Consider the following 21000-nt stretch of genomic DNA (forward strand, 5'->3'; position numbering starts at 1 on the left):
TGTTTCTCTACAAAGTATACTTCCGCAAGTAGTGATGCTTCGCTTCCCCCTTGCGGAAGTATCACTTATGCGTTCTTCATCTCTTCAATTTCTTGGCTTGTCATTTGTTCTCGCCAAATGTTTGCGCCAAGCCCTTTAAGCTTGTCTACTATATTTTCATAACCTCGATCAATATGCTCAAGTCCGGTTACTTCTGTAATTCCATCCGCCATTAACCCTGCAATAACAAGAGCCGCTCCAGCTCGCAAATCACTTGCCTTCACTTTTGCACCTTGCAATAAAACAGGACCAGTTACAATTGCCGAACGACCTTCCACTTTAATTTGTGCATTCATACGACGTAATTCATCAATGTGTTTAAAGCGTGCGCCGTAAATCGTATCGGTTACAACACCCGTTCCGTGTGCCTTTGTTAAAAGCGTCGTAAATGGTTGTTGTAAATCTGTTGGGAATCCTGGATATACAAGCGTTTTTATATCAACTACTTTTAACCTTCTATTACCGTTCACTGTAATTTGGTCATCGTTCGTTTCAACTTGGACACCAGCTTCTCTTAACTTCGCTGTAACTGACTCTAAATGCTGAGGAATCACATTATCAACGGTTACTTCTCCTCCTGATGCAGCTCCTAAAATCATATACGTACCCGCTTCAATACGATCTGGAATGATCGTATGGTGACAACCGTGAAGTGAATCCACACCATCAATTCGGATTACATCTGTGCCAGCACCTTTAATGCGTGCACCCATGCTTGTTAACAATGTAGCTACATCAATAATCTCTGGTTCTTTCGCTGCGTTTTCAATAACAGTTCTACCTTTCGCTCGCACAGCTGCTAGCATAATATTAATTGTAGCTCCTACACTAACAACATCTAAATAAATACGTGCCCCGCGCAATTCATCTGCTCTTAAATAAATCGCACCCTGTTCATTCGTAACATGTGCACCTAACGCTTCAAACCCTTTAATATGCTGATCAATCGGCCTCGGTCCTAAATGGCATCCACCCGGAAGCCCAATAACAGCTTTTTTAAAACGGCCAAGCATCGCACCCATTAAATAATAAGAAGCACGCAATTTTTTCACTTTTCCATTCGGTAAAGGCATTGCAACCATGTTAGAAGGATCGACTACCATCTCTTCCTCCTGTCCATAAGTTACTCTTCCTCCAATTTCCTCTAGCAAGTCTCCTAACATTTTCACGTCCGAAATATTAGGGACACCACCAATAGTTACTGGAGTATCTGCTAAAATTGTCGCTGGAATTAGTGCAACGGCGCTATTTTTTGCACCACTCACTCGAATTGTTCCATTTAAAGCTCTTCCGCCTTCAATTAGCAATTTTTCCATATTGAGCTCCCTTCTTGTGAATGTATTTACTTTCTATATCTATAGAAAGCTCCCCTTAAGAATCTCAATCACTCTTTCCACCCTAAAACTCAATAAATAGGAAACCATTATCTTCATTTCTCCCGTAGTACGAATAGATAAAGATTAACTATTCATCGAATTTACTTTATCAATTTAGATACATTATCACATTTATTAATAGGACTATGCACATTATTTTCTATTTCAAAAACAAAATGATAAAAATCTTTAGACTTGTTCACGCTTTCATTATACAACGAAAGGAAACCGTCTAAAAGACTAGACGGTTTCCAAAACGGAATTTTATTCTTACGCTTTACCGTTAGAACCGAATTCACGCATTTTACCAGCAACAGTTGCTTTAATCGCGTCGCGGCCAGGTCCAATATATTTACGAGGATCGTAAACTTCTTGGTCTTTGCTTAATGCTTCACGAACAGCTTTTGTAAACTCAATTTGGTTCTCAGTGTTTACGTTAATTTTTGAAGTACCTAAAGAAATAGCTTTTACGATATCAGCAGTTGGGATACCAGTACCACCGTGTAATACTAAAGGTACGCCAGTGAAGTCACGAACTTGTTCCATTTCAGCGAATCCTAAGTTAGGCTCACCTTTGTAAGGACCGTGTACAGAACCTAAAGCTGGAGCTAGGCAATCGATACCTGTTGCTTCAACAAGGTGCTTACACTCTGCTGGATCAGCGTAAATTACGCCTTCAGCGATGATGTCGTCTTCTTGTCCGCCAACTGTTCCAAGCTCAGCTTCAACAGATACGTTACGAGCGTGTGCGTATTCTACTACTTTTTTAGTAGTTTCAACGTTTTCTTCGAATGGGTGGTGAGAAGCGTCGATCATTACAGATGTGAAACCTGCATCGATTGCTTCTTTACATTTTTCGAAGCTTGAACCATGGTCAAGGTGAATCGCTACAGGAACAGTGATGTTCATTTCTTCGATTAAAGCTTTAACCATAGCTACAACTGTTTTGAAACCAGTCATATGACGAGCTGCACCCTCAGATACACCTAGGATTACAGGAGATTTTTCTTCTTCCGCAGCAGCTAAGATAGCTTGAGTCCACTCTAAGTTGTTCATGTTGAATTGACCAACTGCGTATTTTCCTTCTAGTGCTGTGTTTAGCATTTCTTTCATAGAAACTAAAGGCATGGTGAATCCTCCTAAAAAACGTTTTTTGTATCCGATAAGTTCTTATCGCTGGTAGTATGACCAGAATAAGGTAAAATATGTATATTTACATACCGGACTTTTTTCTACACTCAATAGGATAACAACTTGTACTCAAAAACTCAACCGTATTCACCTGCTCAATAGTCCATGTAAACGCTTTTTTCCATATTTTTTATAAAAAATTCATTTTTTACGCCTCTACAGCAAGCTGTTCTCTCACCGCTTGACGAATCTCATCAATATCAAACGGTTTAGCAAAGTGCATTAAAGCTCCTAAATCTTTCGCTTCTTGGATCATATCAAGCTCTCCATAAGCAGTCATTAAAATTACTTTAATACTCTCATCAATTTCCTTTACATGTTTTAAAATCTCTATACCATCCATACCTGGAATTTTCATATCTAACACTACTAAATCTGGATTATCTTTTTTCACGATATCTAAAGCTTGAAATCCATTCGCTGCTTGGAATGTCTGATAACCTTCTTTTTGGAACACTTCATGTAATAACACACGAATGCCATATTGATCATCAACGATTAAAATTTTACCTTCCATAACTCCCAACCTTTCTGTGTAAATACAAGATTTAAAGCTTCTTATATCTTAACGATTAATTTTCGCTATTCTTTGGCAAATTCCTTCCTATTCTTTCTTATTTTACCGTTTCCTATTTTGTTATGCTACCCTTCGATTTCACCTTTTTAAAAAAATAAACTATAATGAAAGCCGGTAAACACGTACGAAAGGGAGTAACATTATGTTAAAAATTTTTTCAACTCAATTAAGTGGTTATTTCTCCAGAGTTTCTCAAAAAGAAGAAATGAATATAGAAGATAGCGCCCGTCTACTTGCTCAAGCATTAGTTGGCAACGGTTTCATTTATTTGCATGGTACAAATGAAATGGAGGGCGTTGTTGCTGAAGCATTATTCGGTGCTGAGCCAATGAAGCAAGCAAAACGATTATTTGAAAATGGTAAAGAAGTAGAAGTAACTTCTGCAGACCGTGTACTTCTTATTAGCCGTTTTTCAACAGATGAAGAAGTTGTAGCAATGGCAAAAAAACTTCAAGCTGATGGACACTCTATTGTCGGCATCTCCGCTATTCAAGAAGGTACTGAATCACTAGAACAATATACAGATGTACATATTGATACTAAGCTGTTAAAAGGCCTTATTCCAGACGATGAAGGCAATCGCTACGGATTCCCAAGTTTAATGATAGCTTTATTTGCATATCATGGGATCAAATTTACAATCGATGAAATGTTAAATGAATATTAAAAAAAGCGCCCTATTTCAGGCGCTTTTTTTTTTACTTGCTCTCTTTATTCGTAATAGAAGCACTTACGAAGTCATGGAACAATGGTTGTGGACGATTTGGACGAGATACAAGTTCTGGATGGAACTGTGCTGCCACGAACCAAGGGTGGTCTTTTAATTCAATGATTTCAACTAGACGACCGTCTGGGCTTGTACCAGAGAATACAAATCCTGCTTTTTCCATATCCGGACGGAATTGATTGTTGAACTCATAACGATGACGATGACGCTCATATACAACCGGCTCGTTGTAAGCATTGTAAGCATTTGTTTCTTCAGCAAGCTTACATGGGTATAGACCAAGACGAAGTGTGCCACCTAAGTCTTCTACATCTTTTTGTTCTGGTAATAAGTCAATGATTGCATAAGGTGTGTCAGGATTAATTTCAGAAGAGTTAGCTCCTTCTAATCCTAATACGTTACGTGCGAATTCGATTGATGCAAGTTGCATACCTAGGCAAATTCCTAAGAATGGAACTTTGTTTTCACGAGCATATTGAATTGCAACGATTTTACCTTCTACACCACGATCGCCGAATCCACCAGGTACAAGGATACCATCTGTGTCACCAACTAATTCTTGTACGTTCTCTGGTGTTACGTGCTCAGCGTTTACCCATTTCACTTCTACATCTGTGTCGAATGAATAACCCGCATGACGAAGTGCTTCTACAACAGAAATGTATGCATCTTGAAGCTCTACGTATTTACCAACAAGAGCAATTTTTGTTTTCTTAGAAAGGTTACGTACTTTATTAACTAGCGCAGTCCACTCTGTCATATCTGCAGCTGGATTGTCTAATTTTAAGTGATCGCAAACGATTTGGTCCATATTTTGCTCTTGAAGAGATAATGGAACCGCATATAAAGTATCTGCATCGCGTGCTTCGATAACTGCTTTTGTATCAATGTCACAGAATAATGCAAGCTTGTCTTTCATATCTTGAGAAACAGGCAATTCTGTACGAACAACGATAATATTTGGTTGAATACCTAAGCTGCGAAGCTCTTTAACGCTATGTTGCGTTGGTTTTGTTTTCATTTCACCCGCTGCTTTTAAGTACGGGATTAACGTACAGTGAATGTACATTACATTGTCACGACCGATGTCGCTCTTAATTTGACGGATTGCTTCTAAGAATGGTAGAGACTCGATGTCACCAACAGTTCCACCAATTTCTGTAATAACAACGTCCGCGTTTGTTTCGCGACCAGAACGATATACACGCTCTTTAATTTCGTTAGTAATGTGAGGAATAACTTGAACTGTTCCTCCTAGGTATTCACCACGACGCTCTTTTTGAAGAACTGAAGAGTAAATTTTACCTGTTGTTACGTTGCTGTATTTGTTTAAGTTGATGTCGATGAAACGCTCATAGTGACCAAGGTCTAAATCAGTTTCTGCACCATCATCTGTTACGAATACCTCACCGTGTTGGTATGGGCTCATAGTCCCTGGGTCTACGTTAATGTATGGATCAAACTTTTGAATAGTTACGTTTAAACCACGATTTTTTAAAAGTCTTCCAAGAGATGCTGCTGTAATACCTTTTCCTAAAGACGATACTACACCGCCTGTTACAAAAATATACTTAGTCATGAAAAAGCTCCCTCCTATTTTGCTGTTATATAATCACCGTTGCAAAGCGCAACGTATGTAGATAACACTGTATCCATCTTATTGTTAGACTCTTTTTATTTTCTAAACAAAAAACAAAAAAGAAAATTGCTCCCCTCATCACATAAAGTAATAAGTAGGGAGCAATTTTCTTTTATATTTACACTTTAAAAGTATTATCGTCCTTTTTTAAAGAGCCCAAAAATGATTCTACATGGACGATAATGAAAAGTCAAGAACTACAGTTCTTCCTCTTCTTCTTCTTCAGTTTCATCGTACTCAAGTTCTTCTTCGGCGAAGTCATCGTCATCATCTTCATCTAAATCATCAAGATCATCGTCATCTCCGTCTTCTTCTTCAAGAACCTTGTCCAAATCTTCTACCTCTTCTTCGTCTGCATTTCCTTCTGCATCGCTGAATTCGTCATCATCTTCTTCGATGTAGTCGTCAAAACCGTCCTCTTCAACTTTACGTTTCTTCTTCGGTTTTGGCTGAGGTAAGATTTCTTCATCAATTTGCTCATATGGGTACCAGCTGCGTAGCCCCCAACGATTTTCTCCTAAATTAATGAAACGTCCATCGATGTTTAAATCTGTATAAAATTGTGCGAGTTTCGCATTAACTTGCTCTTGAGATAGTCCCAGCACTTGAGCGATTTCTCGAACCAACTCATTGAATGTCGTTGCTTGTCTTTTATCCCCTAAAACGCTATGTACAACTTCAATCATTGAACATTCTTTTAGCTCTTCTGGTGAATATTGCTTAAAATTCACTTATGCGGCACTTCCTTTCTTCAAATATAACCTTATATATAACGGTCTGCTTAAAAAAATCCATACTATTCATTATAAACAAAAGTCGCACAAATATGCTACAAAAAAAACGGGAAACTTTAATATGTTAATAAAATTATAATTTGTCTATTCCTTATTTCGGAAACATATGCGCTCCTTGCAGTACATACCTAATTTGCATTTCAGTATATTCTTCCAGCGTATACAGTTTTTGCAGGGCCCAACGTCTAAATCCCCACATTTGTCCTTGTATGAAAATGTTATGTGCAAGAAGCTGTATCTCTTTTTTATTTAATGTAAATGTCCCATTTTCCGTACACTGTTCTAAAATATTCTCAAACATCCCGACCATTTGAAACTCTTTTTCTAATACATATGGGAGTGATTCTTTCGGTAAAAAACGTACCTCTTGATACATAATTAATACTTCTTCTTGCAATTCATCCATCACTTTAAAATAATTCGTTATCGCTATCTTTAAGCTTTCTATACTTCCCTTCTCTGTACACACTACTTCCTCTAATCTTTCTTTTACATGTTCATAAATACTATCACAAACTAAATATAAAACATCATCTTTTGTACGAATGTACTCATAAAGTGTTCCAATACTAAACCCAGCCGCCTTCGCAATCTCTCTCGTTGTTGTACGTGGGAACCCTTTTTGCTTAAACAATTGCACCGCACCTTTAATCATTTGTTCACGTCTTAACGCAACTAATTTTTCATCTTTCACGGACGCATGTACATTATGTTTAACCATCCCCTTCACCTCTCTCTATTATTTTTTGGAAGGAAAAAGCGTAGGAAAATACCTACGCCTTTGCTCCTACTTCGTTAACATACGCGAAATTACAAGCCTTTGAATCTCTTGTGTTCCTTCATAAATCTGTGTAATCTTTGCATCTCGCATATAACGCTCTACTGGATAATCTTTCGTATAACCGTAACCACCAAATACTTGTACCGCTTCAGTCGTCACCTTCATCGCTGTATCACCTGCAAATACTTTTGACATCGCTGACTCTTTCCCATACGGAAGCCCTTCCGATTCAAGCCAAGCCGCTTGGTATGTTAGAAGGCGCGCCGCCTCCACATCCGTTGCCATATCTGCAAGTTTAAAGCCAATTCCTTGCTGCGCCGCAATAGGTTTCCCAAACTGATGGCGCTCTCTTGCATATTCTACCGAAGCATCTAAAGCCCCTTGCGCAATACCGACTGCTTGCGCGGCAATACCATTACGGCCGCCATCTAATGTTTGCATCGCAACTTTAAATCCTTGCCCCTCTTCGCCGAGTAGGTTCTCTACAGGAATACGGCAATCTTCGAACATAATTTCAGTTGTTGGTGAAGAGCGAATCCCTAACTTACTTTCCTTCTTCCCAACTGAAAATCCTGGTGTATCACTTTCCACAATAAACGCGCTCGTACCACGCTGCTTCGATTCGGGATCAGTTAACGCAAAAACAACATAAATATCAGCAATACCGCCATTTGTAATAAAGATTTTTGATCCATTTAAAATGTAATGGTCTCCATCTCGTTTCGCAGTTGTCCTCATTCCGCCAGCATCTGAACCAGAACTTGGCTCCGTTAAACCGTATGCGCCAATTTTCGTTCCTTCTGCCATCGGTCGTAAAAACTTTTGCTTTTGTTCTTCCGTTCCAAATTTAAAAATTGGCCAACCAGCAAGTGAAGTGTGTGCAGACAGCGTTACACCTGTTGAAGCACAAACACGAGATAATTCTTCGATAGCAATTACATACGCTAAGTAATCGCTTCCAATTCCGCCGTATTCTTCAGGCCACGGAATGCCGGTTAAACCAAGCTCTGCCATTTGATCAAATAGTGCACGATCAAATCTCTCTTCTTCATCACGCTCAGCTGCCGTCGGTGCTACTTCGTTCTTAGCAAAATCCCGAACCATTTTTCTTATCATTTCATGTTCTTCTGATAGTTTAAAATGCATTCCCGTCTCCCCCTTGTCCTTTTATAAAGCTCGACTAATAACAAGTTTCTGTATCTCACTCGTTCCTTCGTATATTTGCGTGATTTTCGCGTCACGGAAAAATCGTTCTACTGGATAGTCTTTCGTATAACCGTAACCGCCAAATACTTGCACCGCTTCAATCGCAACTTCAACAGCCGTCTTAGAAGCAAATAATTTCGCAATAGAAGCTTCTTTACCGCATGGTAATCCTTGCGCTCTTAGCGATGCCGCTCTGTATACAAGTAATCGCGCTGCTTCTACGCTAGTCGCCATATCTGCAAGTTTGAATCCGATTCCTTGCTGCGCCGCAATTGGCTTGCCGAATTGCTCACGCTCTTTCGCATAATCAATTGCACATGCAAGCGCCGCTTCCGCGATTCCTAATGCCTGAGCTCCGATTCCAATTCGTCCAACATCTAAATTCGCCATTGCCACCTTAAATCCTTGTCCTTCTTCACCAAGTAAATTCTCGGCCGGCACTTTCATATCTTCAAACGTAAGTTGTACCGTGCGAGAACCAAGAAGTCCCATTTTATGCTCATCTTTGCCGATAATTAAGCCTGGCGTATCTTTCTCTACTATAAATGCAGAAATCCCACTTTTTCCTGCCTCTGGATTTGTAGAAGCGAATACAATGTACGTACTTGCTTCACCGCCATTTGTAATAAATACTTTCGATCCATTAATAATGTAGTGATCGCCTTTCTTTACAGCTCTTGATTTCAAACTCCCTGCATCTGATCCTGCATTTGGTTCTGTTAATGCAAATGCCCCTAAATATTCACCAGTCGCAAGTTTAGAAACATATTTCTGCTTCTGTTCTTCTGTTCCAAAATATAAAATCGGGTTCATTCCAACTGACGTATGTACAGCTAAAATTACACCAACTGTTGCACTCACCTTTGAGATTTCTTCAATCGCTAAAATGTAAGAAATAAAATCCATTTCTGCACCGCCGTATTTTGCAGGCGCTGGAATACCCATTAGTCCAAGCTCACCCATCTTCTGCAAAATCTCTTTTGGGAACACCCCTTGTTCCATACTAGGAACAAGGGGAGCTATTTCCTTCTGCGCAAAATCTCGAACCATTTTCCTCATCATTTGTTGCTCTTCAGTAAAATGAAAATTCATGTACTTCGCCTCCGTTTGCTATATATCTTTTTAACAATTTGGTAAGACCACTATTTTAATAAAGGGAGGACTTTATTCGTAAACGTAGAAACCACGACCCGTTTTACGTCCTAACCATCCTGCGTTCACATACTTGCGTAATAATGGACATGGGCGATATTTACTATCTCCTAATCCTTCATGCAACACTTCCATAATGTATAAACATGTATCTAAACCGATAAAATCAGCTAATGTAAGTGGTCCCATCGGATGATTCATACCTAGTTTCATCACTTCATCAATCGCTTCTTTCGTCGCTACACCTTCATATAACGTATAGATCGCTTCGTTAATCATAGGTAATAAAATACGGTTCGATACAAATCCTGGGAAATCATTTACTTCAACTGGCACTTTCCCGATTTTTTTCGTAATATCTTCAATTGTTTCGTACACCTCATCATCTGTAGCTAAACCACGAATAATTTCAACAAGCTTCATAACCGGAACGGGATTCATAAAGTGCATACCGATTACTTTCTCCGGACGTTTCGTTACCGCTGCAATTTCTGTAATTGGTAGAGATGACGTATTCGTCGCTAAAATTGCGTGATCTGGAGCAATTTCATCTAGATTCGCAAAGATTTTCTTTTTTATATCCATTTTCTCAACAGCCGCTTCAATAACAAGATCCGCTTCCTTCACACAATCTAAATCAAGCGTTACTGTAAGGCGATTTAACGTCGCTTCCTTCTCTTCTTCCTTCATGCGTCCTTTTTCTACTTGGCGCGCTAAGTTTTTCGTAATAATAGCCAATCCTCTGTCTAATTGCTCTTGTTTTAAATCTTGTATCCTCACATCATATCCTGCCATTGCACATACTTGTGCGATTCCCGAACCCATTTGTCCTGCACCAATTACAACTATTTTTTGTACACCCATTCTTTCTTCCCCCTTAATATAAATTGTTAATAAATCAAAAATCGCCTACACGTAAATTAACGAACTTCAATCATAATTGCGTCACCTTGACCACCACCGCTACAAATAGAAGCAATTCCAATTCCGCCGCCGCGCTGCTTCAGTGCGTGGATAAGTGTAACGATAATACGCGCGCCACTTGCTCCAATCGGATGTCCCATTGCCACTGCACCGCCATTTACATTCAATTTGTCTGGGTCAATTCCTGCAATCTCTGTACTTGCAATTGCTACCGCTGCAAATGCTTCATTAATCTCGAATAAATCGATATCTTCAATTGTCTTCCCTGTTTTTTTCAACAATTCGTTAATTGCATAACCTGGCGTTCTTGGGAAATCTTTAGACTCCACTGCAATTGCTGTATGTGCCAAAATTGTCGCTAATGGCTTTCTTCCTTCTTGTTTCGCTCTGTCTTCGCTCATTAATACGAGCGCAGCACCGCCATCATTTAGTCCAGGAGCATTACCCGCTGTCACTGCCGACGTCTTATCAAATACAGGTTTTAATTTCGCTAATTTTTCAACCGTTGTATCTTCACGTGGCGCCTCATCTTTTGCAACGACAATAGGATCACCTTTTCTTTGCGGAATCGTTACTGGCACGATTTCCTCTTCAAAACGTCCTTCTTTATGCGCCGAAACCGCACGTTGATGGCTACGATATGCCCATTCATCTTGCGCTTCGCGAGAGATTCCATCTTCCTTCGCAACTTCTCCGCCATAAACACCCATGTGTATACCTGAAAATGCGCATGTTAAACCGTCAGCAACGTTTAAATCAATCACTTCGTTGTTGCCCATTCTGTATCCCCATCTTGCTCCGCGTAAAATGTAAGGACTGTTACTCATCGACTCCATACCGCCAGCTACAATAAGTGATTGATCGCCAGTACGAATAATTTGATCCGCTAACGTAACCGCACGAAGCCCTGATGCACAAACTTTATTCACTGTTTCCGTCTGCACTTCCCAAGGGATTCCAGCAGCCCTCGCAGCTTGGCGTGATGGAATTTGTCCCTGTCCACCTTGAATAACTGTTCCAAATATAACTTCTTCAACATCATTAGCAGAAACATTCGCTCTTTCAAGCGCTGCTTTAATTGCAATTCCCCCAAGTTCTGTTGCTTTCACGTCTTTTAAAGATCCTCCAAATTTCCCAACCGGTGTTCTTGCAGCACTTAAAATAACTGTTTTACTCATATCTATTTCCCCCATCTCTTTTTTTAGCACCGAGCGCTCGCTCGGTGTTCTTACGTTGAGAAGAGGTGCAATGATTGCACCTCTCTCTAAAGTTGTATTCATTCCTACAAATTACATCGCTTCTTTCTTCTGTCCGATAACAGAGCGTTCTAAAATCTCTGTTACATCAAGAGTTTGAACCTTCTCTTCTACTTCTTTCGCTTTCGTCCCATCGCTAATCATCGTTAAGCAATATGGACAACCTGTACCGATAATGGATGGTTCTACAGCTAGTGCTTGTTCTGTACGAGCAACGTTAATACGTGAACCTGCTGTCTCTTCCATCCACATTAAGCCACCACCTGCGCCACAGCACATTCCGGTTTCACGGTTACGTGCCATTTCTACAAGATTCACACCAGGAATTGCTTTCAAAATATCGCGTGGTGCTTCGTATACTTCGTTGTATCTTCCTAAGTAACAGGAATCATGATACGTAACTGTTTCCTCAATAGAGTGAACAGGTTTTAAGCGTCCTTCTTTCACCCACTGAGCTAACAATTCTGTATGATGATAGACTTCTGCTTGCAAACCAAAGTCTGGATACTCATTTTTAAATGTGTTATAAGCGTGAGGATCAATCGTAACGATTTTCTTCACTCCTGCTTTTTCAAATTCCTCGATATTCTTTGTCGCCATCTCTTGGAAGACAAATTCATTTCCAAGACGTCGCGGTGTATCTCCAGAATTCTTTTCTTTATTACCAAGTATCGCGAATGAAATGCCCGCTTCGTTCATTAACTTCGCGAACGATATCGCAATCTTCTGACTACGATTATCATATGATCCCATTGAACCAACCCAGAATAAATATTCGAACTCCTCGCCAGCTTTCGATTTTTCTTTTACAGTTGGAACCGTTACTTCATCATCACCTTGGCGCCAAGTTTCACGCTCTTTACGGTTAAGTCCCCATGGATTCCCTTGACGCTCGATGTTTGTCATCGCACGCTGCGCTTCCGCGTCCATCTTTCCTTCTGTTAAAACGAGATAGCGGCGTAAATCAATAATTTTGTCAACATGCTCATTCATAACCGGACACTGATCTTCACAGTTACGGCACGTTGTACAAGCCCAAATCTCTTCCTCTGTAATAACATCTCCGATTAAACTCGGATCGTAAGCGAGCGTTGTAGCTGCTGATTCTTGTTGCCCTTTCCCAGCTGCCATCATCGCTAACTGATTTCCTTGTGTATTATTAAAGGCAACTACTGGAACCCACGGTGCTTTTGATGTCACTGCTGCTCCTTTATCAGTTAAATGATCGCGAAGTTTTAAAATTAAATCCATCGGCGATAACATTTTCCCTGTTCCTGTTGCCGGACACATATTTGTACAACGACCACACTCTACGCAAGCGTATAAATCAATAAGCTGATTCTGTCTAAAGTCTTCGATTTTACCAACACCAAATGTTTCTTGCGTTTCATCTTCAAAGTCAATCTTTTCAAGTTTCCCTGGATTTGAAAGACGACCGAAGAAAACGTTAACTGGTCCCGCAATTAAATGCGCATGTTTTGATTGTGGAACATACACTAAAAACGTTAACAAAATTAGTAGATGCACCCACCAAGAGAAATAGAACACAGAAATGGCTGCGGTTTCATTTATTCCCGAGAAAACGTAAGCGATCGCAGAAGCGATCGGTTCACTCCATGAAAGCTCCTCGCCGTGCCATATGATTCCCATCCCATTACCGAGTAGCACAGAAATCATTAAGCCACCAATAAAGATAAGAACAAGGCCTGATTTGAAATTACGTTTTAAACGAACTAGCTTCTCAACATAACGTCTATGAAAAGCCCAAAAGACTGCAATTAAAATAACAAGTGTGACAATTTCCTGGAAGAATGTAAATGCAGGGTATAGTGGTCCAAGTGGAAGATGTGATCCTGGTGCGAGTCCTTTCCAAACGAAGTCAATTGCTCCAAATTGGACAAGAATAAATCCGTAAAAGAACATAACGTGAATAATGCCGCTCTTCTTATCTTTCAGCAGCTTTTTCTGACCGAAAACATTGACCTTAAGGAGATCCCAACGCTCTTTAAAACGACGGTCAAATTCAATCTTTTTTCCTAACTGTATGTAGGCCATCCTCGTCCGTATAAGATACACAAACAAATATCCCGCATAAGCAATAACAGCAATGGCAGCCAGCCAATTAATGATCAGTAAGCTATTCATTTTTATGCTACCCCTCTCTTTGTAAGCTCTCTTTCTTTTTTAGAATCTTCAAAAACATATAATTTTCTGAATTTTTTCCCCTATCTTCATTATATAATGAGTGAGCATTCAGTCAACAGTTTTTTGTTATACAACAACATATTTTTTAATAAAGCTGTTTATTTCGGTGAAACTATAAAGTGAAACTTTAATCCATAGGGGGTTGTTTCCTCTCGCCTGATTCCTTTAAGTAAGCCTAATTTTTAAGTAGGAGGCTTACCGCCCCTTAATATGGGATAAGGTGAAGCCAATCGGGCTTTTCCGGGTAACCAGCAAAATGAAGGTGAAAAGAATGCAAAGGAGGGAATTTACTTATGTTCTTCTTATCTCTCTTGTTAATATGCGTTACTCTTTGGATCACAATTGACCTTTTATATGGGAGGATTCTTCATTTAAAGCGTGTGAGCTCTCGTACTTTCCCTTTACGTCAAAGTAATTTTCACCTTTATACATACGGGCAAGATTTATATGATGCTTTATTTACTGATATACAACAAGCAAGGCACCATGTGCACGTTTTGTTCTTCATTGTAAAAAACGATAAAATCAGTCGCGAATTTTTAAAGTTACTTATCGATAAGGCACAGGAAGGAATTGAAGTAAGACTTTTACTCGATCGATTGGGAAGCCATCATTTATCAAACGAGGCAATTCGTTCCCTACAAAAACACGGCGTCTCTTTTTCATTTTGTCATAAAGTGAAATTTCCTTTTCCGTTCTTTTCTGCAAATCAAAGAAACCATAGAAAAATTACAGTTATTGACGGAAAAATTGGTTATATTGGTGGATTTAATATTGGAGAAGAATATTTAGGACATAATCAAAAATTAGGATTATGGCGCGATTATCATTTGCGTCTTACTGGGGAAGGAATACAGGATTTACAAAAGCAATTTTTACATGATTGGCTCGACGATACGAACCAAAATTTATTAGATTCATCTCTTTATTTTCCTAAGCAACAACCAGGAACCATTCTACATCAATTTATCCCTACTGATGGTGCCTATTTGCAACATACTTTTTTATATTTAATCGAAAGCGCGAAACAAGAACTCTTTATCGGTACACCATATTTCATTCCTGGAAAAAAAATCATGCAAGCATTATTAAAAGCACGAAAACGTGGGGTTCAAATAACGATTCTCGTTCCAGAAAAAGCTGATCACGCCCTTGTTCGAGAAGCAAAATTTCCATATTGCCGAAAGTTAATACAAGCCGGATGTAATATTTATGCATTTCAACAAGGTTTTTTTCACGCTAAAGTTATTATAGTGGACGATTATATTTGTGATATCGGAACTGCAAACTTTGATATGAGAAGTTTATATATTAATCATGAAATCAACTGCCTTTTATATGATAAACATTTTATACAAACAGTAAAAAACAGATTCCATAAAGATTTAGAAAACGCGTCCTTACTTTCCTTTAAAGATGTTAGCCCCCTTTCTCTTATTGATAGAGGGAAAGAATGGATAGGAACGATACTTTCTTTCTTCTTATAGGAAAGATAATGAGTAAAAAGAGGTGTATCACATATGATTATGCGGTTCGGATATGTTTCACATGCAATGGCACTCTGGGACTGTTCTCCTGCCAAAACGATGACATTTACAAGCTTTCAAAAGCTCAGTAAACAAGAACGAGAAGATAAATTGTACGATGTTACAAGGCAAAATCTTGAGCATACAATACGTATTCTTCATTACAATATAGCGCATGAAATTCCGTTATATCGTTTATCCTCTTCCATCGTCCCACTTGCAACACATCCCGAAGTCGAGTTTGATTATATCGGGGCATTTACACCGCTTTGGCGTAAAATTGGGGCATTAATTAAAGAACACAATTTACGAGTAAGTTTTCATCCAAATCAATTTACGCTATTTACAAGCGACAAGCCACATATTACAACTAACGCTATTACAGATATGGCCTATCATTATAAAGTATTAGATGCCATAGGAATTGCAGATTCTTCTTATATTAACATCCATGTAGGTGGTGCCTATGGAAATAAAGAACAAGCGGTTGGACGTTTCCATGAAAACATAAAAAAACTTCCTGCACATATAAAAGAGCAAATGACGCTTGAAAATGATGATAAAACATATACAACTGCTGAAACTTTATCGATTTGCCAAAAAGAAAAGATTCCATTCGTATTTGATTATCATCATCACATGGCAAACCTTTGCGAAGAGCCGCTAGAAGTATTACTCCCTGCAATTTTTGAAACTTGGTCACATACAAATGTCCCTCCTAAAGTTCATATTTCCTCCCCTAAATCAAAAAAAGAATTTAGGGCTCACTCTGAATATATTGATTTAGGGTTTATTAAGCCTTTCTTACACATTGCAAAAAAAATCAACCATAATTTCGATATTATGATTGAAAGTAAACAAAAAGATTTAGCAATGCTGCAATTAATACATGAATTATCCTCTATAAGGGGGATAAAAAGAATAAATAGCTCAACATTACAATGGTAAATTGTAATGTTGAGCTATTTTTTTCAAAAAAAGTAATTTTTATAGTAAAAAACACCCTATTGTATATGCTATGATTGGAATTAGCATTTTCCACCTGCGATTCAACTTTATTGAAACGGAGTCATAATATGATTAATCAAAAAAAATATGTACACTTTGTCACGATGTATATAATTATATTTTCCCTTTGGATATTTCTTATCCCTAAGGACTTGAATATAAAAGAAATTGGAATTCTCTTCTTATTTTGTTTTGCTGCACTCTTTTCTTGCTATTGTTTATATAAAGCTATTAAGAAAATGAAGCATAGTGATAAATTATTTTGGGTTTTATTACTCTGCACTTGCATATGCGGACTAACTATGGAAATAACTTTATTCCTTCATTCACTTTCTATATATGATCAAGTCATATTCTCATATAAGGCACTACCTTTTTTCATCATACAATATATTTTGCTCTTTTCTGGGTTTGCTATCAAATTCATAAAACATTACTCTATTAGAGGCCTTGCTCAATTTTCATTCGATAGCATCTTTATTGTTATTATGAATATTTATTTTACCTTAACTTTTATTTTGGACCTCTCAAGCTTTCGTATGTTAACAGCAGATCACTGGGTTTTAATTGGATACTTTATTGCACAGGCATTAGTAATTTACGCCGTTATTAGCCTATATAGACGAGAACAATATTCTTCTAGCAGAATTTCATTAATTATTGGCTTTACTATCATACTTGTGTACGGATATATACATCTGTTCCAACTAAACACGGGGATGGAAACTTCTTCTGAAGTCTCTTACTTAATACATACTGCTTCGATTTTATTAATTGGTTTGTCGTCCATACTTTACATTTTGGATAAACCAATGCAGCATGAAACGAAAACAAAATATTATCGATTTGACTATGTGCGCTTTATATTACCCTATTTCAGTATAATCATTACTTTTTCCTTTATTCTTATTCAACCTTGGGATGATAAGTTCATGCTAATCGGTCTAGTATTATCACTCATCTTATTATTCCTACGACAACTTTACATGTGGAAAGATAATCAAGCACTAATCGATACATATGAACAGTTGACTACACAACTAGAAGGCAAAGTAGAAGAGGGTGCATCTGCGTTATCAAAGAGTGAACAACGCTATAAATCTTTATTCGAAGATCATCCTGATGCCGTTTTCTCTTTAAATATGAATGGTATTTTCCAACAATCTAATACAGCTTGTGAAAGCCTATTTACCGCCTACTATTGTGAAGTAGAAAGCTATTCTCTTCTACACTTTATTGACTCAAAAGACCATGATCTACTAAAGAAATCTTTACAACTAACAACAGAAGGTAGACCACAAACTTTAGAAGTTCGCACAAAAGAAAAAGAAGGCTACTACTATTATCTTCACATTACACTCATCCCTACTTTCATAAACAAAGAAGTTGTTGGGATGTTCGGCATAGCACGTGATATTACAACTTTATATGAAAAACAAAAACAAGTAGAACATTTAGCCTTTCATGATGCACTTACTGGATTACCAAATCGTCGAAAGTTTGAAAAAGATTTAAAAAACATTTTAAATACAGCTCAAACTAGCGCAAATGATGTTGCCGTCATGTTCCTTGATTTAGATCGATTCAAAAAAATTAACGATAGACTTGGACACGACGTCGGAGATTTATTATTAATTGAAGTGGCAAAAAGATTACGCGGTTGCTTACGTTCAAAAGATGTCGTTGCTCGTCAAGGTGGAGATGAGTTTACAATTCTATTACCAGATATGTACTCAGAAAAAAGTGCGGCTTTTATAGCTGAACAAATTTTAACCATTTTAAACAAACCATTCTTCATTAAAGATGAAGAACTATCCATTACACCGAGTATCGGAATTGCCATGTATCCTGATTATGGAACCGATGTTACTGAATTAATGAAAAATGCTGATATGGCTATGTATCGCGCGAAAGCAAATGGAAAAAATAGATTTGTTTTCTTCTCAAAAGAAATGAGTATCGCCCAAAATGAGATCCAATTCTTAGAAGGCGAGCTTGCAAAAGCATTACAACAAAATGAATTTTTCCTTGAATACCAGCCGCAAGTAAGCACCGTAACAAAACAAATTATCGGTTTTGAAGCATTGATTCGTTGGAAGCACCCAAAACTCGGCATCGTGTCTCCTGCCCAATTCATTCCTCTAGCGGAGGAAACTGGATTTATTATTGAACTTGGAAATTGGATTTTACGTACCGCTTGCTTAGAGGCAAAAAGATGGCATAATCAAGGTTTTTCTCACTTGAAAGTTGGTGTAAATTTATCTGTTGTTCAATTTAACCATGCAGATTTAATCCCTACTATTTCAAAAGTGTTAGAAGAAACTGAACTAAAATCAGAAGCACTAGATATTGAAATTACGGAAAGTATCGCCATTAATCAAAATCAATCTGTAGTTGCAAAACTAGAACAGCTTCAAAATCTCGGTATTCAAATTTCAATCGATGACTTCGGAACTGGTTATAGTTCTTTAGCTTATTTAACAAAATATCCAATCAACACATTAAAAATTGCTCGAGAGTTTATTTGCGGAATTACAAATAGTCCTTTAGAGGAAGCGATTATCTCCTCCATCATTACACTATCTAAAGAACTAAATTTAGAAGTTATTGCAGAAGGTGTAGAGACGGAAGAACAATGGAAGTTTTTATATGAACAAAACTGTGATCACATTCAAGGATTCTTTATTAGCAAGCCTGTTTCTAGTAAAGACGTTTGGATGTTACTACACAAAAAAACAACCGTCTAAGTAAGACGGTTGTTTTTTAATATTCAAAAGGTAGATCTCCAGCTAATTGTACCTCTTGATCATTATGAGAAATTACTTGGCTTTTCTCTAATGCTGTATTACCTAATGAAATACCCCATGCCATTGCTAACGTTAATAAGCTACCAATAAGTAGTTTCTTCATATTCCATCACCCACATTTTTTATTTTAATATATCATGAAAATTTATCCATATCCTATGCAATTATGCATATCCATTTTTTAGGTTATTTATCTACTGATTTTATCTGCGAGCGCTTCTTTATATGCATGCATCTCTAATATATCAAAAAAGAAACTTGCCTTTTTATATGCATCTTCAATCTCTGCCTCATCATACCCCAATTTTCCTAGACATTCGCCCCTTTGATAATATAACTGTCCAATTAATGCCATACTATTAATTCGGCATGATATTTCAATTGCCTTATTTACTTGATAAAGTGACCCTTCATATTGCTCGTCTAAGTATAATGCTTTTGCATGATTATATCTTACCTTCACGTCGAATTCTTCATTATCATGCAATGTCTCTAATTGTTTTAATATATCTTCAAATAACTCAATACTTTTCTTAAAATAATTATTTTCAGCATAAATATTTGCAATTGCATTCTCTATATAGAGATTTTGGTATACGTCTATTCCAGCTAATTGTTGGTTTAACAATTTTTTTAATTCTAAAATACAATATTCGTAATCGATTTTCTTCAATATGTAAGCTGCTACATGATATTGCCATTGAAGAAACTGTTGGAATTCAGGATGATATTCTTCCTTTTTTAGCTCATTCCATACTCTATTATAAATCTCTTTATATTTTTTTTGCTTACACAGCATAATGACTTGATCTTTAAACTGTTTTTTTCTCTCAATATTCGAATAAATGAGTACCTCATAAAAATGAATAATGGGAACTTGTAACTTTGCTGCAATACCTTGCAATATATCCATACTTGGGTATACTGCGCCTGATTCAATTCGACTCACTTCCGATTGATGACATATGTTATCGGATAACTGTTTTTGTGTTAATCCCCTCATTACCCTAATCTTCTTAATTTCACTTCCTAATTTTTCTGCGTGCATACTTACTCACCATCCCATTATAACAATCTAATTTGTTAAGTTGTCATACCACTACCATAATGTGAATTCGACAATTTTTGATATGAAATAATGCATAATATATATAAAATTCGGCAAATTCTTCATACAATCCATCTCACATACAATAATAGATTAGTAGTTTTATAGATAAATTATAGAAAATTCGCCCGCGCCTTCGTTACATTCGGTCTTCTTTATCCTTTATCAGCAGAAGCTATTCACACCCAAGAACTAGATAAAAATGAAGTAAAAATTGAAATTGCTTAGCCTAGTTTAACGCTTAAAAAATTACACAACCTCAAAATGATACGAAAAAATATGGCGAAAAAGTATTTAAGGGGTAAGATAAACGAGGCTAAAGCTCAACAAGGGTGAATGACAACTGAAATGAATGTAGATTCCCAACCTACAAATAAAGAAACAAAAGAAAATTAAACCGAAGTTCGCCTTGCACAAACTTACAAAAACTATAAAATATATAGTCAAGATTTCATTGTAAAAGTAGATAAAAATGGAGTAATTACAACTGTTAGTGGCAAGGTTGTCCAAAATTCAGACCAATACCCTAATCTAACTATAACAAATTTTTTGTCGAAAAATGAAGTAAAATCTATATTACGTACTACACTTCAAATTCCAAGCGTTTCAACTGAGATGGAATTTGAAGTGTGAAACCGTTGTTTATAAGAAAAAAGAAGTTTACCACTCATAGGTAAACTTCTT

At 37.4% G+C, this 21000-nt stretch carries 17 protein-coding genes and 1 pseudogene; 5 read left to right on the forward strand and 13 right to left on the reverse strand.

Annotated elements, in window-relative coordinates; all coding sequences use genetic code 11:
- Positions 1-65: 65 nt before the first annotated feature.
- The 3 genes from murA to spo0F form a co-directional block, all read right to left on the reverse strand.
- Positions 66-1355, reverse strand: coding sequence for a UDP-N-acetylglucosamine 1-carboxyvinyltransferase (murA, locus tag J0835_RS26265; protein WP_000413265.1), 1290 nt, complete (start codon positions 1353-1355; stop codon positions 66-68).
- A gap of 330 nt (positions 1356-1685) precedes the next feature.
- A complete protein-coding gene (locus J0835_RS26270) occupies positions 1686-2543 on the reverse strand; it encodes a class II fructose-bisphosphate aldolase (protein WP_001131858.1) in 858 nt (285 codons plus the stop codon).
- 211 nt (positions 2544-2754) lie between these two features.
- Positions 2755-3123: a sporulation initiation phosphotransferase Spo0F gene (spo0F, locus tag J0835_RS26275; protein WP_000398593.1), complete on the reverse strand. Its 369-nt coding sequence runs from the start codon at positions 3121-3123 to the stop codon at positions 2755-2757.
- 202 nt (positions 3124-3325) lie between these two features.
- Between spo0F and J0835_RS26280 the strand changes: the two genes are divergently transcribed.
- Entirely contained in the window at positions 3326-3850 is a 525-nt protein-coding gene (locus J0835_RS26280) for a DUF2529 domain-containing protein (RefSeq protein WP_087983320.1), read from the forward strand.
- A gap of 31 nt (positions 3851-3881) precedes the next feature.
- Here J0835_RS26280 and pyrG read toward each other — a convergent pair whose 3' ends face one another.
- The 8 genes from pyrG to J0835_RS26320 all read right to left on the reverse strand — a co-directional run bounded on the left by pyrG (position 3882) and on the right by J0835_RS26320 (position 13807).
- On the reverse strand, positions 3882-5489 hold the full coding sequence (pyrG, locus tag J0835_RS26285; RefSeq protein WP_000170450.1) for a CTP synthase: 1608 nt from the start codon (positions 5487-5489) through the stop codon (positions 3882-3884).
- 257 nt (positions 5490-5746) lie between these two features.
- Positions 5747-6280: a DNA-directed RNA polymerase subunit delta gene (gene rpoE / locus J0835_RS26290; RefSeq protein WP_087983322.1), complete on the reverse strand. Its 534-nt coding sequence runs from the start codon at positions 6278-6280 to the stop codon at positions 5747-5749.
- A gap of 154 nt (positions 6281-6434) precedes the next feature.
- Positions 6435-7064, reverse strand: coding sequence for a TetR/AcrR family transcriptional regulator (locus J0835_RS26295; protein ID WP_000238598.1), 630 nt, complete (start codon positions 7062-7064; stop codon positions 6435-6437).
- A 66-nt stretch (positions 7065-7130) separates the two neighbouring features.
- Positions 7131-8270: an acyl-CoA dehydrogenase AcdA gene (gene acdA, locus J0835_RS26300; protein WP_000545531.1), complete on the reverse strand. Its 1140-nt coding sequence runs from the start codon at positions 8268-8270 to the stop codon at positions 7131-7133.
- Positions 8271-8291: 21 nt separating this feature from the next.
- A complete protein-coding gene (locus J0835_RS26305; protein ID WP_087983323.1) occupies positions 8292-9422 on the reverse strand; it encodes an acyl-CoA dehydrogenase in 1131 nt (376 codons plus the stop codon).
- 72 nt (positions 9423-9494) lie between these two features.
- Complete coding sequence (locus tag J0835_RS26310) at positions 9495-10346, reverse strand: 3-hydroxybutyryl-CoA dehydrogenase (RefSeq protein WP_087983325.1); 852 nt, start codon at positions 10344-10346, stop codon at positions 9495-9497.
- 56 nt (positions 10347-10402) lie between these two features.
- A complete protein-coding gene (locus tag J0835_RS26315) occupies positions 10403-11686 on the reverse strand; it encodes an acetyl-CoA C-acetyltransferase (protein WP_140386955.1) in 1284 nt (427 codons plus the stop codon).
- 9 nt (positions 11687-11695) lie between these two features.
- A complete protein-coding gene (locus J0835_RS26320) occupies positions 11696-13807 on the reverse strand; it encodes a heterodisulfide reductase-related iron-sulfur binding cluster (protein ID WP_087983329.1) in 2112 nt (703 codons plus the stop codon).
- Between the two features lie 353 nt (positions 13808-14160).
- Here J0835_RS26320 and cls point away from each other — a divergent pair, with 353 nt between their 5' ends.
- The 3 genes from cls to J0835_RS26335 all read left to right on the forward strand — a co-directional run bounded on the left by cls (position 14161) and on the right by J0835_RS26335 (position 19148).
- Positions 14161-15354 (forward strand): cardiolipin synthase, encoded by a 1194-nt coding sequence (gene cls / locus J0835_RS26325; protein WP_087983331.1) that lies wholly within the window; start codon positions 14161-14163, stop codon positions 15352-15354.
- A 33-nt stretch (positions 15355-15387) separates the two neighbouring features.
- Positions 15388-16341, forward strand: coding sequence for a UV DNA damage repair endonuclease UvsE (gene uvsE / locus J0835_RS26330; RefSeq protein WP_087983332.1), 954 nt, complete (start codon positions 15388-15390; stop codon positions 16339-16341).
- Between the two features lie 128 nt (positions 16342-16469).
- Positions 16470-19148 (forward strand): DUF4084 domain-containing protein, encoded by a 2679-nt coding sequence (locus J0835_RS26335; protein ID WP_087983334.1) that lies wholly within the window; start codon positions 16470-16472, stop codon positions 19146-19148.
- A gap of 16 nt (positions 19149-19164) precedes the next feature.
- Here J0835_RS26335 and J0835_RS26340 read toward each other — a convergent pair whose 3' ends face one another.
- Both J0835_RS26340 and plcR read right to left on the reverse strand, forming a co-directional pair.
- Complete coding sequence (locus tag J0835_RS26340) at positions 19165-19311, reverse strand: quorum-sensing peptide PapR (protein WP_000734737.1); 147 nt, start codon at positions 19309-19311, stop codon at positions 19165-19167.
- A gap of 87 nt (positions 19312-19398) precedes the next feature.
- On the reverse strand, positions 19399-20256 hold the full coding sequence (gene plcR / locus J0835_RS26345; protein WP_000542917.1) for a transcriptional regulator PlcR: 858 nt from the start codon (positions 20254-20256) through the stop codon (positions 19399-19401).
- 168 nt (positions 20257-20424) lie between these two features.
- Between plcR and J0835_RS26350 the strand changes: the two are divergent.
- A pseudogene (locus tag J0835_RS26350) lies at positions 20425-20986 on the forward strand (M4 family metallopeptidase); the annotation flags it as partial.
- Positions 20987-21000 lie beyond the last annotated feature (14 nt).

This window comes from Bacillus cereus group sp. Sample62, from assembly GCF_036851315.1.
Classification (GTDB): domain Bacteria; phylum Bacillota; class Bacilli; order Bacillales; family Bacillaceae_G; genus Bacillus_A; species Bacillus_A wiedmannii.

Excerpts from the sequence above, each read along its gene's own strand:
- acdA (WP_000545531.1), bottom strand. The coding sequence starts at position 8,270 with ATGCATTTTAAACTATCAGAAGAACATGAAATGATAAGAAAAATGGTT.
- J0835_RS26320 (WP_087983329.1), bottom strand. The coding sequence starts at position 13,807 with ATGAATAGCTTACTGATCATTAATTGGCTGGCTGCCATTGCTGTTATT.
- J0835_RS26335 (WP_087983334.1), top strand. The coding sequence starts at position 16,470 with ATGATTAATCAAAAAAAATATGTACACTTTGTCACGATGTATATAATT.
- J0835_RS26295 (WP_000238598.1), bottom strand. The coding sequence starts at position 7,064 with ATGGTTAAACATAATGTACATGCGTCCGTGAAAGATGAAAAATTAGTT.
- cls (WP_087983331.1), top strand. The coding sequence starts at position 14,161 with ATGTTCTTCTTATCTCTCTTGTTAATATGCGTTACTCTTTGGATCACA.
- J0835_RS26280 (WP_087983320.1), top strand. The coding sequence starts at position 3,326 with ATGTTAAAAATTTTTTCAACTCAATTAAGTGGTTATTTCTCCAGAGTT.
- plcR (WP_000542917.1), bottom strand. The coding sequence starts at position 20,256 with ATGCACGCAGAAAAATTAGGAAGTGAAATTAAGAAGATTAGGGTAATG.
- pyrG (WP_000170450.1), bottom strand. The coding sequence starts at position 5,489 with ATGACTAAGTATATTTTTGTAACAGGCGGTGTAGTATCGTCTTTAGGA.
- J0835_RS26270 (WP_001131858.1), bottom strand. The coding sequence starts at position 2,543 with ATGCCTTTAGTTTCTATGAAAGAAATGCTAAACACAGCACTAGAAGGA.
- spo0F (WP_000398593.1), bottom strand. The coding sequence starts at position 3,123 with ATGGAAGGTAAAATTTTAATCGTTGATGATCAATATGGCATTCGTGTG.
- J0835_RS26305 (WP_087983323.1), bottom strand. The coding sequence starts at position 9,422 with ATGAATTTTCATTTTACTGAAGAGCAACAAATGATGAGGAAAATGGTT.
- J0835_RS26340 (WP_000734737.1), bottom strand. The coding sequence starts at position 19,311 with ATGAAGAAACTACTTATTGGTAGCTTATTAACGTTAGCAATGGCATGG.
- J0835_RS26310 (WP_087983325.1), bottom strand. The coding sequence starts at position 10,346 with ATGGGTGTACAAAAAATAGTTGTAATTGGTGCAGGACAAATGGGTTCG.
- uvsE (WP_087983332.1), top strand. The coding sequence starts at position 15,388 with ATGATTATGCGGTTCGGATATGTTTCACATGCAATGGCACTCTGGGAC.
- J0835_RS26315 (WP_140386955.1), bottom strand. The coding sequence starts at position 11,686 with ATGAATACAACTTTAGAGAGAGGTGCAATCATTGCACCTCTTCTCAAC.
- murA (WP_000413265.1), bottom strand. The coding sequence starts at position 1,355 with ATGGAAAAATTGCTAATTGAAGGCGGAAGAGCTTTAAATGGAACAATT.